11 protein-coding genes are annotated in these 12,784 nt (G+C 62.8%); 3 read left to right on the plus strand and 8 right to left on the minus strand.

Annotated elements, in window-relative coordinates:
* Nucleotides 1–5: 5 nt before the first annotated feature.
* The 4 genes from NKJ72_RS12235 to NKJ72_RS12250 all read right to left on the minus strand — a co-directional run bounded on the left by NKJ72_RS12235 (nt 6) and on the right by NKJ72_RS12250 (nt 4,644).
* On the minus strand, nt 6–1,295 hold the full coding sequence (locus NKJ72_RS12235; protein ID WP_352477291.1) for an O-antigen ligase family protein: 1,290 nt from the start codon (nt 1,293–1,295) through the stop codon (nt 6–8).
* Nucleotides 1,292–2,827 (minus strand): undecaprenyl-phosphate glucose phosphotransferase, encoded by a 1,536-nt coding sequence (locus NKJ72_RS12240; protein ID WP_352477292.1) that lies wholly within the window; start codon nt 2,825–2,827, stop codon nt 1,292–1,294. Before NKJ72_RS12240 ends, NKJ72_RS12235 begins: the two co-directional genes overlap by 4 nt.
* A gap of 116 nt (nt 2,828–2,943) precedes the next feature.
* Nucleotides 2,944–4,068, minus strand: a complete 1,125-nt coding sequence (locus NKJ72_RS12245) for a glycosyltransferase family 4 protein (protein ID WP_352477293.1) — start codon at nt 4,066–4,068, stop codon at nt 2,944–2,946.
* A 12-nt stretch (nt 4,069–4,080) separates the two neighbouring features.
* Complete coding sequence (locus NKJ72_RS12250) at nt 4,081–4,644, minus strand: polysaccharide biosynthesis/export family protein (RefSeq protein WP_254817578.1); 564 nt, start codon at nt 4,642–4,644, stop codon at nt 4,081–4,083.
* Nucleotides 4,645–4,899: 255 nt separating this feature from the next.
* Between NKJ72_RS12250 and NKJ72_RS12255 the strand changes: the two genes are divergently transcribed.
* Nucleotides 4,900–7,146 carry a GumC family protein gene (locus NKJ72_RS12255; RefSeq protein ID WP_352477294.1) on the plus strand — a complete coding sequence of 749 codons (2,247 nt, stop codon included), beginning with the start codon at nt 4,900–4,902 and terminating at the stop codon, nt 7,144–7,146.
* Between the two features lie 21 nt (nt 7,147–7,167).
* Here the strand turns inward: NKJ72_RS12255 and NKJ72_RS12260 are convergent, their stop codons facing one another.
* Nucleotides 7,168–8,397, minus strand: a complete 1,230-nt coding sequence (locus tag NKJ72_RS12260) for a GNAT family N-acetyltransferase (protein ID WP_352477295.1) — start codon at nt 8,395–8,397, stop codon at nt 7,168–7,170.
* Nucleotides 8,398–8,486: 89 nt separating this feature from the next.
* Between NKJ72_RS12260 and NKJ72_RS12265 the strand changes: the two genes are divergently transcribed.
* On the plus strand, nt 8,487–9,545 hold the full coding sequence (locus NKJ72_RS12265; protein WP_352477296.1) for a polysaccharide deacetylase family protein: 1,059 nt from the start codon (nt 8,487–8,489) through the stop codon (nt 9,543–9,545).
* Here NKJ72_RS12265 and NKJ72_RS12270 read toward each other — a convergent pair.
* A complete protein-coding gene (locus NKJ72_RS12270; protein ID WP_254817582.1) occupies nt 9,542–9,769 on the minus strand; it encodes a DUF2842 domain-containing protein in 228 nt (75 codons plus the stop codon). The two genes, NKJ72_RS12265 and NKJ72_RS12270, sit on opposite strands and share 4 nt — an antisense overlap.
* 151 nt (nt 9,770–9,920) lie before the next feature.
* Between NKJ72_RS12270 and NKJ72_RS12275 the strand changes: the two genes are divergently transcribed.
* Nucleotides 9,921–11,015 (plus strand): COX15/CtaA family protein, encoded by a 1,095-nt coding sequence (locus NKJ72_RS12275; RefSeq protein WP_352477297.1) that lies wholly within the window; start codon nt 9,921–9,923, stop codon nt 11,013–11,015.
* Here the strand turns inward: NKJ72_RS12275 and NKJ72_RS12280 are convergent.
* Both NKJ72_RS12280 and argC read right to left on the minus strand, forming a co-directional pair.
* The gene (locus NKJ72_RS12280; protein ID WP_352477298.1) at nt 11,005–11,844 is read right to left on the minus strand and encodes an aminoglycoside phosphotransferase family protein; all 840 of its coding nucleotides are present in this window, start codon (nt 11,842–11,844) and stop codon (nt 11,005–11,007) included. The two genes, NKJ72_RS12275 and NKJ72_RS12280, sit on opposite strands and share 11 nt — an antisense overlap.
* On the minus strand, nt 11,845–12,771 hold the full coding sequence (gene argC / locus NKJ72_RS12285) for an N-acetyl-gamma-glutamyl-phosphate reductase (RefSeq protein ID WP_352477300.1): 927 nt from the start codon (nt 12,769–12,771) through the stop codon (nt 11,845–11,847).
* Nucleotides 12,772–12,784: the final 13 nt, after the last annotated feature.

Raw genomic sequence — 12,784 nt, forward strand, 5'->3', positions numbered from 1 at the left:
TCCGGTCAACCGAATTCGGTTGCTGTCCTGCCTGAAGCAACGGCAACGGGCATTGCCGGTCGCTGCGCCGCCCGCAGCTGCCACTGGTGGCGGTACTCGAGCGCGATGGCACCCCAGATCAAGCCAAGCAGCAGGTAGACATGGCGCCAGTGGTCGATGTCGATGAAGGTGCCGAGCCCGATATTGCCGATGAAGGCGACGTAGGCGCATAGAAGATAAGGCTGCCACGGCCGGTCGCGCAGCAGAATGCGGAAGCCGGCGGCGATCGTCCAGCACGTCAGCGTCAGGAACGACACGAAGCCGAGCCAGCCGTAATCCATCAGCATCTTCAGCCAGATGTCGTGCGTGTCCTCGCCGAACATCTTGCCGAAGACGAGCGGGCCGATGCCGAACGGATGCTCCAGTGCCATCTGAAAGCCGATCGTGTAGCGGGCGAAGCGGCCGAGGCGGGCGGTGTCGTAGCTTTGTTCAAGCTGTGCGCGGTTCGAGAACATCTCGGCGACGCCCGGCAGTTGCAGGATGACGATCATTGCGATGACCAGCAGTCCGACGGCGGCGATGGTCATGACGACCACGCGCAGCCGGAACTTGCCGCTGGCGCTCTGCAGGAACAAGGCACCGGTTAGCAGGATCGCCGAAACGGCGAACATGCCCCAGGCGCCGCGCGAAAAGGAAAAGAAGATGCCGGCGGTGATAATCAGCAGCGGCACAGCCAATAGAGGCATGCGCGCGACCGAGCCGGTAAGCAGCAGATAGAGCAGGTAGATGCCCGGCAGCACCAGGAACGGCCCGAACACGTTCGGGTCCTGGAAGGCGCCGGCGGCGCGGTCGTATTTGGTGAAGATCTCGGCTCCCGGAAAGGCATGGAAATAGCCGGCTATGCCGACCAGCGAAGTCAGCACCGCCGACACCACATAGGCGACGAAGATCACCCGATAGAGACTGGGCCGGACCGCCGTTACCGAAGCGAAGAAAACCGCGGTTAAGGCCAGGAACAGCGAGACGGCGAGATAGAGCGGCGTGCCGGCGAGGTCCGACATCTGCGTCATCGAGATCATGCCGCCGATGTTCATGATCAACAGCAGCACCAGAAGCGGCACCCCCGCGCGCTGTATGCGCATTCCGAACAAGGGCCACACCATGATCAGCCCGATCATATAGACGTCGTACGGCGCCGGCTCGGCAATGACGAAGCCGGACAGGAAGACGCCGAGGAAAACCGCCCCTGACGCAATCAGTGCGATCAGCTTGGCGTTGACCGCCGCCGCCGGCAATTCATAGGTGGTCGCGCTCAATATGCGTTTTCCGTGTTGAGCAGGCGGATCGGCGTCAGGAACAGGATTTTGAGGTCGAACAGGAGCGACCAGTTCTCGATGTAATAGAGGTCGTATTCCGTCCGCATGCGAATCTTCTCGTTGGTGTCCATCTCGCCGCGCCAGCCATTGATCTGCGCCCAGCCGGTCACACCGGGCTTGACCTTGTGACGGGCGAAATAGCCGTCGACCACCTCATTGTAGAGGAGGTTGTGCGACTGCGCGGCAATGGCGTGCGGGCGCGGACCCACCAGCGACAGCGACCCGAACAGCGAATTGAAGAACTGTGGCAATTCGTCGATCGAGGTCTTGCGGATGAAGCGGCCGACGCGGGTGACCCGCGGATCGTTCTTTGTCACGGTCTGCTTCGCCGTCGGGTCCGCCTTGTCGGTGTACATCGACCGGAACTTATAGACCTCGATGATCTCGTTGTTGAAGCCGTGCCGCTTCTGGTGGAAAAGCACCGGCCCCTTGCTGTCGAGTTTGATCGCGATTGCGGTCGCCAGCATCACCGGCGAGAACACGATGATGCCGATGATCGAAAAGACGATGTCGAAGGCGCGCTTGGCGACCGAATCCCAGTCGTTGATCGGCTTGTCGAAGATATCGAGCATCGGCACCGAGCCGATGTAGGAATAGGCGCGCGGCCTGAACTGCAGCGCGTTCGAATGCGCCGACAGCCGGATGTCGACCGGCAGCACCCACAGCTTCTTCAATAACTGCAGCACGCGCGATTCGGCGGTCAGCGGCAGTGATACGATCAGCATGTCGATGCGCGCGATGCGGGCAAATTCGATGAGTTCGGAAATTGTGCCGAGCTTGGGATAACCGGCTACAACCGGCGGCGACCGCTTATCGCCGCGGTCGTCGAAGATGCCGCAGATGCGGATGTCGTTGTAGGGCTGCCTTTCGACCGAGCGGATCAGTACTTCCGCCGCCTTGCCGCCACCGACGATAACGGCGCGGCGCTCCATCCGCCCATCGCGCGCCCAGCGCCGGATCAGCTTCGACATCACCAGGCGGAGACCCAGGATCAGCACGAAGCCAACAACAAACCACGTTCCGAAGAGCAGGCGCGAATAGTCTTCCGACATTTTCATGGTGAAGGCGGTGAGCGCCATCAAGGCGAACGTTCCGGCCCAGACCAGCAGGAGCCGGCCGAAATTGGCGATCGGCCGCATCAGCGCGACGATCTGGTAGCAGTCGGTGACGTCTAGCAGAACGACCGCGAGGAACGAGGTGGCGGCGATCGTCAGTGAATATTGCCAGGCAAGATAGTTGAAAAAGCCGACGTAATAGAAATAGACGGCAAGACCTGACACCAACAGCAGCGCGAATTCCACCATGCGCAGCACGCCGCTCACCATGATCGGCGACATCGTATCGCGCCGGTATTGCGAGGCGACCTGGCGGGCGACGTCGTTCATGCCGCCGGCCGTGTTGTTCTCGGCAGGGGCGTTGAATTTGCGCACCGCGTCTAGCGAAAAACGGCGCGCGGGGTCGATTTCGTTCATGGGGTGTCCGCAGGTTTCCCTCAGGTGAATAGCAAAAGAGAGCTAAGAAACCCTTGAAACAACAGATGGCTTTGGAGACGCTTTCACCAGGTGCAGCCCGGTGGAACCCGTTGCCCCTATTTTTTTTGCGCGGCGAAATAAGCCTTTTCGATTTCAGCGGCCATTACATCGGCGCCGAATCGTGCCTTGAGGTCGGCGATGCCGGGCATCAGGCCCTTGTAGGCGTCGAGATCGGCCAATGCGGCGCTTATCTTGTCGCCAAGTTCGCGCGGGTCGGGCCGGATCAGGGCAGGCGAGCTGGTGTCGAAGATTTCCGGTATGCCGCCGACCGACGTCGCGATGATCGGCTTGCCGGCGGCGAGCGCTTCCAGAACGATATAGGGCATGGCTTCCGCGCGCGACGGAACGACGACCAGCTTGGCCAGCGTGAAGGCCAGCCTGGCCGGCATCGGCGCCAGGAAGCCGACGTCCAGGCCGCGCTGACTCACCTGGGCGCGATAGCGCGGCAGGTCGTCGCCGTCGCCGACCATCAGCGCCTTCAATGGGTGGCCGAGCCGTGTTGCGGCAAGCCCCAGCGCATCGATGAAGATGTCCGGGCCTTTGAGGTCTCGCATCATGCCGATATAGAGGAGATCAACCGCATCGTGCTCGGTCCGCACCGGCTCGAACTCGGCGGCGCGCAGGCCGTTGTGGACGAGAGCGTTCGGAATGGGCGGCTCGCCGACCTTCCTGCGATAAGTCCGTCGCTCATAGTCGGAAACAAACAGCAGGCAATCGGTGAAGCGAGCCATGAAGCGCTCGAGCGCGAAGAACAGCTTCCCCATGGCGGTGGTCTCGTCATAGTGAAGCGAGCCGCCATGCGGCGAATAAAGGCGGGCTACGCGAGACCTGGATACCCGCAACAATGAGCCGAACAGACGGGCATAGGCGCCACCTTTGGCGCCATGCCCGTGCAGCACGTCCGGCCGCAATTCTTTTATGATTCTATAGGTGCGCCGGGCCGAGGCGAGATCGCCTGGCCCGACATGCCGCTGCATCGGCGTGCGGTGAATGCCGAGCGCCAGGCTGCCCTTCATCTGTTCGAACAGCCGTTCCTCGAAATCGCCGCCCGTCGTCGAATCGCAGACGATGCCGACGGCATGGCCGGCGGCGACCTGAGCCTCGGTCAGGTCGCGGACATGCCGGAAGATGCCTCCGACCGGTGAGCGAAAGCAGTGGACGATCCTGAGTGTGTCCGCCACTTGGTCAGCACATCAAAACAGGCGTTCGCGAACATAGACTGTATCGCCGGGCAGTAGCGGGTCGGAGGTCACCACGCGTCCGGTTATCACCTTGCCGTTGATGTCGCGGGTAATGTCGACGCTTTCCTGGTTGGCGCGTGGCGTGAACCCGCCGGCGATGGCGACGGCCTTCTGCACGGTCAGGCCCGGAACATAGGAATACTGGCCCGCCGCACCCACTTCACCCATGACGAAGATCGGTCGGTAGCGATCGATTTCGACAGAAACGTCAGGATCCCGCAAATAGCCCTGGCGCAGTTTCTCGGCGATCTCGCCCTCGAGCTGCTGGGCGGTGTGGCCGCGCGCCGGCACGTTGCCGACGAGCGGCAGCGAGAGATAGCCGGATTGGTCGACACTGTAGGTGTTGGTCAATCCTTCCTGCTCGAACACTGTGACACGGACGCGGTCGCCGGCGCCGAGGCGATAGGGCTGGTCGAGAACTTCATGGAATGCGGCCGGCGTCGGCCGGTAGCTGGAGCAGCCCGAAAGCATCGATACGGCAAGCAGCGCGCGGAAAAGGGGAGCAGTGCTTTTCATGAGCGGACACGTACCTTTGAATAGCCGGCGACTCTGCGGCAAACCTTAACGATCGAGCTCGGTTATCATCCTGTTAGGGTTAATGGCCGGTAAAGGCGCACGGCCGATACGGGCCGGATCGACAAATGCAGATCGTTTTCAGCCTCTTGTTTGCGGCTTGTTAGTAGAGCCTAACAGGTTCTTACCGCGATATTAACGGCTGAGTTACCATAGTTGTTTACGGTGCATGCTGACTCAGTACCGGAGCAGGGATGCATGTCCGTTCAATCCGCGGCCGCAGATGTCGACATCGATCTCAGGCAGCTTTTCGCCAGCCTGGCGCGAAACTGGTTGCGCATCCTTGTCGTCGCGCTGGTTGTAACCGGCCTGGCCTTTGCGCTCGCCTGGCTTGCAACGCCCGAATACAAGGCGGCAGCCAAGCTGGAGATCGGGCCTCGAGAATCGGAGTTCACGCGGCCAGCCGGGGCCAACGGCAACGAGCGGTCGATTCCCGACGAAGAGGCTGTGGCCACCGAGGTCCAGATCATCTCGTCCCCCGACATCCTCAAGCAGGTAGCGGCGAAGCTCAACCTCGCAAAATTGCCCGAATTCGACGAGGCGCTGAAGATGTCGGCGCTGAGCCGCGCCCTTGTCCTCGTTGGCTTGAAAAGCGATCCCTTCGAGATCCCGCTGGAAGAGCGCGTGCTGGACGCAATGCATGAGAAGCTCAACGTCTATGGCGTCGAAAAAACCCGCGCGATAGCAATCGAGTTCTCGTCGGAGGATCCACAGCTTGCCGCCGCGATCCCGAACGCCATTGCAAACGCCTATATCGCATCCAAGGGCAACGCCAAGCTCGAATCGAATTCCGCTGCCACCGACTTTCTGGCGCCGGAAATCGCGGATCTGCAGAATCGGGTGAAGGAGGCGGAAGCCAAGGTTGCCGCATTCCGTGCCCAGTCCGATCTTTTGATGGGTGGCAACAATTCCGTGCTTGCCACCCAGCAGCTGTCCGAATTGTCGAGCGAATTGTCACGGGTGCGCGCCAACCGCGCTTCAGCGGAAGCGACCGCCGACAGCGTGCGCAGGGCATTGCGCAGTGGCGGCTCACTGGATGCCGTTCCGGAGGTGTTGTCGTCCGAACTGATCCAGCGCCTGCGCGAGCGCCAAGTCGAACTCAAGAACAACATCGCCGACCTTTCCACCACCTTGCTCGACAACCATCCGCGCATCCGGGCGCTGAGGTCGCAACTCGCCGATCTCGACCGCCAGATCCGCAACGAAGCGGAAAAGATCATGAAGGGTCTGATGGCGCAGGCCGAGACGGCAAAGGCGCGCGAGGCTCAACTCGTGGCCGACGTCAACACGCTGAAGGCGGCGTCCGCCCGCGCCGGCGAAGAGCAGGTGGAACTCGATGCGCTGCAGCGCGATGCCGCGACCAAGCGCCAGCAACTCGATCTCTACTCGTCCAGCTATCTCCAGGCGGCCGCACGCAAGGATCGCAACTACCTACCTGTCGACGCTCGCCTATTTTCGGAGGCCCGGGCGCCGACCGAACCCTATTTCCCCAAGATCGGTCCGATTGTCGGCGCGGCCTTTGTCGGCTCGTTGCTCATCATGGCGATGGTCACGTTGCTGCAGGAACTGTTTTCCGGCCGCGCCATGCGTCCGGCCGCCGGTGCCCATTTCGAACACATCGAGCAGGTTGCGATGCCGGCTGTCCAGGCCGACCGCGCATTGGCCGAGCCCGACCCGCCGGTTGCCCGGTCCCAACCGGCAGTCGCCGAGATCGATGGGACCGACGACAGCATCATTGAAACCAAAGTGGAGCCGGAACCCGTCGCGGTGGCGGAAGCGGCTGCCGAGAAAATCGAACCGGAGTACTCTGAAATGGCCGCTGGAGACATTGAACCGGCACGTTCTATCCTCGGCGAGATCGACATCGACAAGGCCGCGGAAAAACTGATCGCCACCGGTGCAGCCCGGGCCATATTCGTGTCGCCGGAAGGCGACGAGGCGGCTGCCTCGGCGGTGCTGGTGGCGCGCGCAGTCTCCGACGCCGGGCTACGCGTGCTGCTGCTTGATCTCACCGCTTCGGGTGCTGCCTCGCGGCCGATGCTGGACAGCGGGCTGTTTCCTGGCATCACCGATCTGCTCGCCTCGCAAGCGCAGTTCAGCGATGTGATCCACCCCGATCTCTATTCGGACTGCCACGTGATTCCCGTCGGCACAGCCGATCCGGTCCGTGCCATGCGCGCCGCCGACCGGCTGCCGATCATCATGCAGTCGCTAACCACGGCTTATGATCTGGTCGTGGTCGAATGCGGGCCGGCCGACGCGCAAGGCATCAGCCGCCTGGTGGGCGAGGGCACCGAGGTGCTGCTCTCCATGCTGGAGCCGGACGACCAGGTGACGCAAGCCGCAGTCGCGCTCATCGAGAGCGGTTATCCCGACCTGACGCTGGTCACGCCAATCGGCCATGTGGCGCCGGGGCCAATGCCGGGACGGCGCTCGGCGGCCTGAGGCATTTTTCTCAAATCGAAATCAGCTGTCGTCTTCGCCTGCGGCCGGTGCTGTCTGGCCCACGGCCTTGCGGCGCAGCAGCTTGGTCAGCTTCCAGACCATTGGGCTGTGCTTGATGAATGCTTTCAGGCTTGCGCCGTGCCTGAGCGCAAGCGCCAGCGCGCGACCTTTCAGCGTCAGCGGAACCAGCGCCTCGAAATGTTGCGTTTCGACATCGCACCACAATCGCTTGTAGGGTTCGTCACCGACCGAGAAATCATAGATTTCAAAACCCGTCTCGCAGGCTTCCTGAATGTTCTCGAAGAACAGGAAGTCGCCGGGGCTGGTGTGCGCGAGCTCGTCCTCGGCGATCGCCCCGAATTCGCAGATCAGCCGCTTGCCCGAGCGGCTCGATCCGGTGACCGCACGAAGCTTGCCGGCGACTTCCAGCCCATGCAGCACGAAGGACGGATCTTCCTCTTGGAGCGCGTCGGTAAACAGCGAGCGAAAAAAAGCGCGCACCTCCGCTTCACCGAAAACATTGGCGATGCCCATCTTGCGGAAGCGGAATTCCTTCATCTCGAAAAAGGCGTCGAGCAGCCTGTTCACCTCGTCCGCAGTCCTCGCCTCGATGCGGCAATGGCTGCCGACGGCCCCGAATTTGCGCGCCTGCGAGCGATGCTTCTTGCGCCTGCGCTTGCCGCTCACGCGGATGAGCAATGCATCAAACCCTCCTGCAAGGCCGGCGGCCAGAGACAGATTGGGGCTCGAAAAATGCGGCAAGGCGGAGAGCGGGTTGGCAACGCCGTCGAGATCGGGCAGCAGCCGCTCTAGCGCGACAAGATCGATATCACGCCGCACCTTGGCAATCGCAGCCAGCATAGCGCGGATCGCCGCGCTATCGGCATTCGCCAGCCATTGCGGGTCGGCGGCGGCAAAATTGCCGTTGGCATGGCGGCCGCCCATGAACCGGGCGACGCGGAACGCTCCACTGCGAGTGACCTCCAGCGCCAACGAGAAAACCGGCCTGTTGTCGGCGCGCAGCGTCGCAACGACAACGTCGGCGCCGGTATGTGCGGCCCAGTTCAGGATCCAGCCTGCGCTCTGCGCCGGGGCAAAAAGCGCCGAACGGCAGAATTCGGCGTACGCCGCCAGCGCCGCACTATCGGCAACCGAGATCGACAAGCCGGCTTTGCCGGCCGGCAAGGTATACGGCGACGCCTCGCTGCTTGCCAGCCGATTGCCGTCAAATGACGCGGTGGCGTCAACCATACCTCAATCCTTAGGGCGTATTCGTCGCGATTGGGGGTCCGCGCAGGCGCATTCCATGCTTGATGAGCTTAGGCGCAAAAGGTGAATGAATGATCGACGGGGGCGAGGCAATTCGCAAACTGGCGCTCAATCTCGCCCGCTATTCCGGTCTCGCGCCGCTGGCCAAGCCGTTTATCGGCGGCGTTGGCGTCATCCTGATGCTGCATCGGGTTACCGCGACGCCGGAAAAGCCGAACGGCGTCAACCGCCACTTGAACATCGCGCCTGGGTTCCTCGATATCGTGATCGCCGACATGAAGGCGAACGGCTACAGGTTCGTCACGCTGGACGAGGCGATCGAGCGCATCAAGGCCGGCGACAAGGACGGCCAGTTCGCGACGATCACCGCCGACGACGCCTATCGAGACAACATGACCGAGGCGCTGCCGGTGCTGGAGAAGCACGGCACGCCGATCACCATCTACGTCGCGCCTGGACTGATCGACGGCGCTGCCGATCTGTGGTGGGACGTGGTTGAGGATATCGTCAATGCGCGCGATCGCCTGACGCTGACGACGCCGGACGGCCCGGTGACGATCGACTGCTCGAATCGGGGAAAAAAGGTCCAGGCCAATGCGCGCCTGCACGCCTATCTGACGCTGAAGGTGCACGAGCAGGACCAGCGTGCGGTGTTGCGCGATCTGGCGCGCTCGAACGACATCGAGTTGGGCGGTCCGCGCCCGAGCACGCTGATGAACTGGGACGAGATCCGCACCATGGCCGGACACCCGCTGGTGACGATCGGCGCGCATAGCGTCAATCATTGCAATCTGAAGCGGCTTTCCGAGAGCGACGCGCGGCATGAGATCGGCGACGTCAAGCGCATATTGCAGACCAAACTCGGCGAGGAGCCGCGCCATTTCGCCTATCCCTACGGTCATGCCAGCGCAGTCGGCCGCCGCGAAGTGGGCCTTGTCCGCGATGCCGGCTATGCGTCCGCGGTGACGACCCGCCACGGCGTACTGCGCGCCGAGCATGCCGGGTTCCTGCATGCCCTGCCGCGCATTTCAGTCAACGGCCGCTATCAGAGCATTGCCCACATCCGAACCATGTTGTCGGGCGTGACGACGCCGCTGGCCAATGCCGGCAAGACGGTGGTGACGATTTAACTGTTGCCTCGGCCCTTCGGCCGCGGCTCCAGGATCAGCCACTTGATGATGCCCATCGCCGGCAGCACCCACAAAAGCCCGCTCAGCAGGAAGAAGATGAAGTGCGCCAGCGGCCCGGACTGCGACAGTTGGGCGACCGCGACGATCGAGGCGACCAGCGCATAGACGACGACCAGCACTACCAGCAGGAAGCTTCCGATCAGCTTTTTCAGGCGAATGGGCATGGCGCGATCTCGTTGACCGCTATCGCTTAGGCCGAACGGCGAATGCGCGCAACCCGCCAGAAACGGCGCGACGGCGTGCCGCGTCGCCCGGCCTTGCAAGCCGGGTTGCGATGGTTCACCAATCCGCGACTTCAACTGCCGGGACAAACCCATGGCTGCTGCCATATCCGACGACGCGCCTTTCGCCGCCCGCGATCGCGACCTTCGCAATCGTGCACTGGTGCGCGGTTGGCTCTATGTCGTGCTGCTCGTGCTGTTTGCGCTGGTGGTGGTCGGCGGCGCTACGAGGCTCACCGATTCCGGCCTGTCGATCACCGAATGGCAGCCGATTCACGGCGTCATCCCGCCGCTCAACGATTCCGAGTGGCAGGAGGAGTTCCTGCGCTACCAGCAGATCCCGCAATATGCCGAACTCAACAAGGGCATGAGCATCGAGGCGTTCAAGTCGATCTTCTGGTGGGAATGGGTGCATCGTATCCTGGCGCGTAGTGTCGGCGTGGTCTTCGCCCTGCCGCTGCTGTTCTTCTGGGTGACGCGCCGCATCGAGCGGGGCCTCGGCACGAGATTGTCGGGCATCCTCCTGCTCGGCGGGCTGCAGGGCGCGATAGGCTGGTGGATGGTGGCATCCGGCCTGGTTGACCGGGTTTCGGTCAGCCAATACCGGCTGGCGACGCATCTGACGCTGGCGGCGCTGATCTTCACGGCGACCATGGTTGTCGCGCGTGGGCTGGCGCCGCACTCGGAACCTGCCGCCGACCGCTCGACGCAACGTCTGGCCGGCTTTCTGGTGCTGCTGGCGCTCGTCCAGATCTATCTCGGCGGGCTGGTCGCGGGGCTTGACGCCGGCTTGAGCTACAACACCTGGCCGCTGATGGACGGCAAGCTGGTCCCTGGCGACCTGCTGCTGCTCGAGCCGGCGTGGCGCAATTTCTTCGAAAATCCGAAGACAGTGCAGTTCGTGCACCGGATCGGCGCCTACACGATCTTCGCGGTCGCGCTCTGGCACATGATTGCGACACGCCGGCGTCTGCCGGGCACGACGCATGCCCGACGCGCGACGCTGCTGTTCCTGATTGTCGTGGTGCAGGCATCGATCGGCATCGGCACCCTATTGATGCAGGTGCCGCTGCACATGGCCCTGACGCATCAGGCATTCGCGCTGGTTCTGCTGGGCTTCGCCGCCGCGCATTGGCGCGGTACCAAGGGCGCTTACCCGCTGCCCCACAAGATCGCTCTCAGAGGCTGAGCCGCACCCGCCGGATTGCCGCGGCAATCGCCAGCTCGCGGTTTTCGTCGACCGCATTGCGATCTTCATGGTGCCATGCAGCCGACAGGCAGCCATAGGCAACGGCGTGGTCCAGTACGGCAGGTCCCGTCTGGCCGAGCGTAGCGCCAAAGACTTGCGCCATATGGGCGATCCGCCTCGGATCGAGGCAAAGATCATCTCGGTCGAGTGGGTTGTAGAACATGTTGGCGGCGTCGAAACCCGGGTCGCCGAGGACGCCCTTCGGATCGATCGCCAGCCAGCCGCGTGGACCGTGCATGATGTTGTCGTGATGCAGGTCGCCATGCAGCGGCCGTACGTCGTGCGGATTGGACAACAGCCGTTCCGCGATTTCGGCAGCTTCGACATACAGGCTCTTTTCGCCGGCGGCGCGATCGGCCTTCGCCTTTTTGAACAGGCTGGAAAACCGTCTCCGCAACGGCTGAAGGTCCGGCGGGGCGGCGTGCTTCGACGGCGAGACCAGTCTTGCCATCACCTCGGCCGCGATGGCGGTGGCGGCATTGTCGTCCTGATCCGCAATGATCTGTGACAGCGAGATTTCGCCGGCGTATTCGAGCAGCATGCGGTGGCCGTCGCGGCCGAGCAGCCGCACCGCGCCTTCGCCGCGTCGCCAGGCGAGGAAATGCTCGCCACGCAACTCGTCCTCCACATCGTCGAAAGGCTTTAGATCCTTGACGATTGCCGGTGAGCCGTCCTCGCGAACAACTTTCCAGATGCGGCTACTGAACGTTTCGGCAATGAGCTCCGGCGCGCCGACCTTCCAGCGCTTTGGAAATCTCGGCGCATCCATTCAAAGGCCGAGCATCAGATCCATGTTCTGCACAGCGGCGCCCGAGGCGCCCTTGCCGAGATTGTCGTAGACGGCAATCAGCAGCACCTGCGCCCTGTTATCATTGGCAAAGACATAGAGCTTCATCCGGTTGGTGCCGTTGTAGATCTCCGGATCGATGTCGGGCATGCGTTCCTGATGCAGATACGGCGCCACCTCGACCACGCCGCCATCGATGGAAGCGAAATGATCGGCGATTGCCGCATGAAGCTCCGCGCCGGTCGGCACATGGTCGAGGCCGCCGAGTTGCAGCGGCACCACGGTGATCATGCCTTGCGCGAAATTGCCGACTGCCGGCTGCATGATCGGATCGTGCGAAAGCTTGGCATAGGTCCTGAGCTCAGGCACGTGCTTGTGCTGCAGGGTCAGCCCGTAGGGCAGGAATTCCGGCGCATCCTCGCCCTTGGCGACATAATCCTCGATCATCGGCCGGCCGCCGCCGGAATAGCCGGAAATGCCGTTGACGGTGACCGGAAAATTGGCCGGCAACAGCCCCGCCGCAACCAGCGGCCGCAGCGTCGCGATCGGTCCTTGCGGCCAGCAGCCCGGATTGGCGACGCGCTTCGCCGAAGCGATCTTCTTCGCCTGTTCCTTGTCCATTTCGGCGAAACCATATTCCCAGCCCTCGGCGACGCGATGCGCCGTCGAGGCGTCGATCACCTTGGTGGTGTCATTGGCGATCAGCGAAACGCTTTCCTTAGCGGCCGCGTCCGGTAGGCAGAGGATCGCAACATCGGCGGCATTGAGGAACTCGGCGCGCGCTGCCGTTTCCTTGCGGCGTTCGGCCGGGATGGAGATGATTTCCAGGTCGCCGCGCTCGGCAAGCAGCGCCCTTATCTGCAAACCGGTGGTGCCGTGCTCGCCGTCGATGAAGATTTTCGGTTTCATTGCCTGCCAAAAT

This window comes from Mesorhizobium sp. M0045, from assembly GCF_040323385.1.
In the GTDB taxonomy this organism is placed as follows: domain Bacteria; phylum Pseudomonadota; class Alphaproteobacteria; order Rhizobiales; family Rhizobiaceae; genus Mesorhizobium.

Bases quoted from the DNA above. Each gene is read 5' to 3' on its own strand.
- NKJ72_RS12240 (WP_352477292.1), bottom strand. From the start codon at position 2,827: ATGAACGAAATCGACCCCGCGCGCCGTTTTTCGCTAGACGCGGTGCGC.
- NKJ72_RS12265 (WP_352477296.1), top strand. From the start codon at position 8,487: ATGATCGACGGGGGCGAGGCAATTCGCAAACTGGCGCTCAATCTCGCC.
- argC (WP_352477300.1), bottom strand. From the start codon at position 12,771: ATGAAACCGAAAATCTTCATCGACGGCGAGCACGGCACCACCGGTTTG.
- NKJ72_RS12280 (WP_352477298.1), bottom strand. From the start codon at position 11,844: ATGGATGCGCCGAGATTTCCAAAGCGCTGGAAGGTCGGCGCGCCGGAG.
- NKJ72_RS12275 (WP_352477297.1), top strand. From the start codon at position 9,921: ATGGCTGCTGCCATATCCGACGACGCGCCTTTCGCCGCCCGCGATCGC.
- NKJ72_RS12255 (WP_352477294.1), top strand. From the start codon at position 4,900: ATGTCCGTTCAATCCGCGGCCGCAGATGTCGACATCGATCTCAGGCAG.
- NKJ72_RS12270 (WP_254817582.1), bottom strand. From the start codon at position 9,769: ATGCCCATTCGCCTGAAAAAGCTGATCGGAAGCTTCCTGCTGGTAGTG.
- NKJ72_RS12250 (WP_254817578.1), bottom strand. From the start codon at position 4,644: ATGAAAAGCACTGCTCCCCTTTTCCGCGCGCTGCTTGCCGTATCGATG.
- NKJ72_RS12260 (WP_352477295.1), bottom strand. From the start codon at position 8,397: ATGGTTGACGCCACCGCGTCATTTGACGGCAATCGGCTGGCAAGCAGC.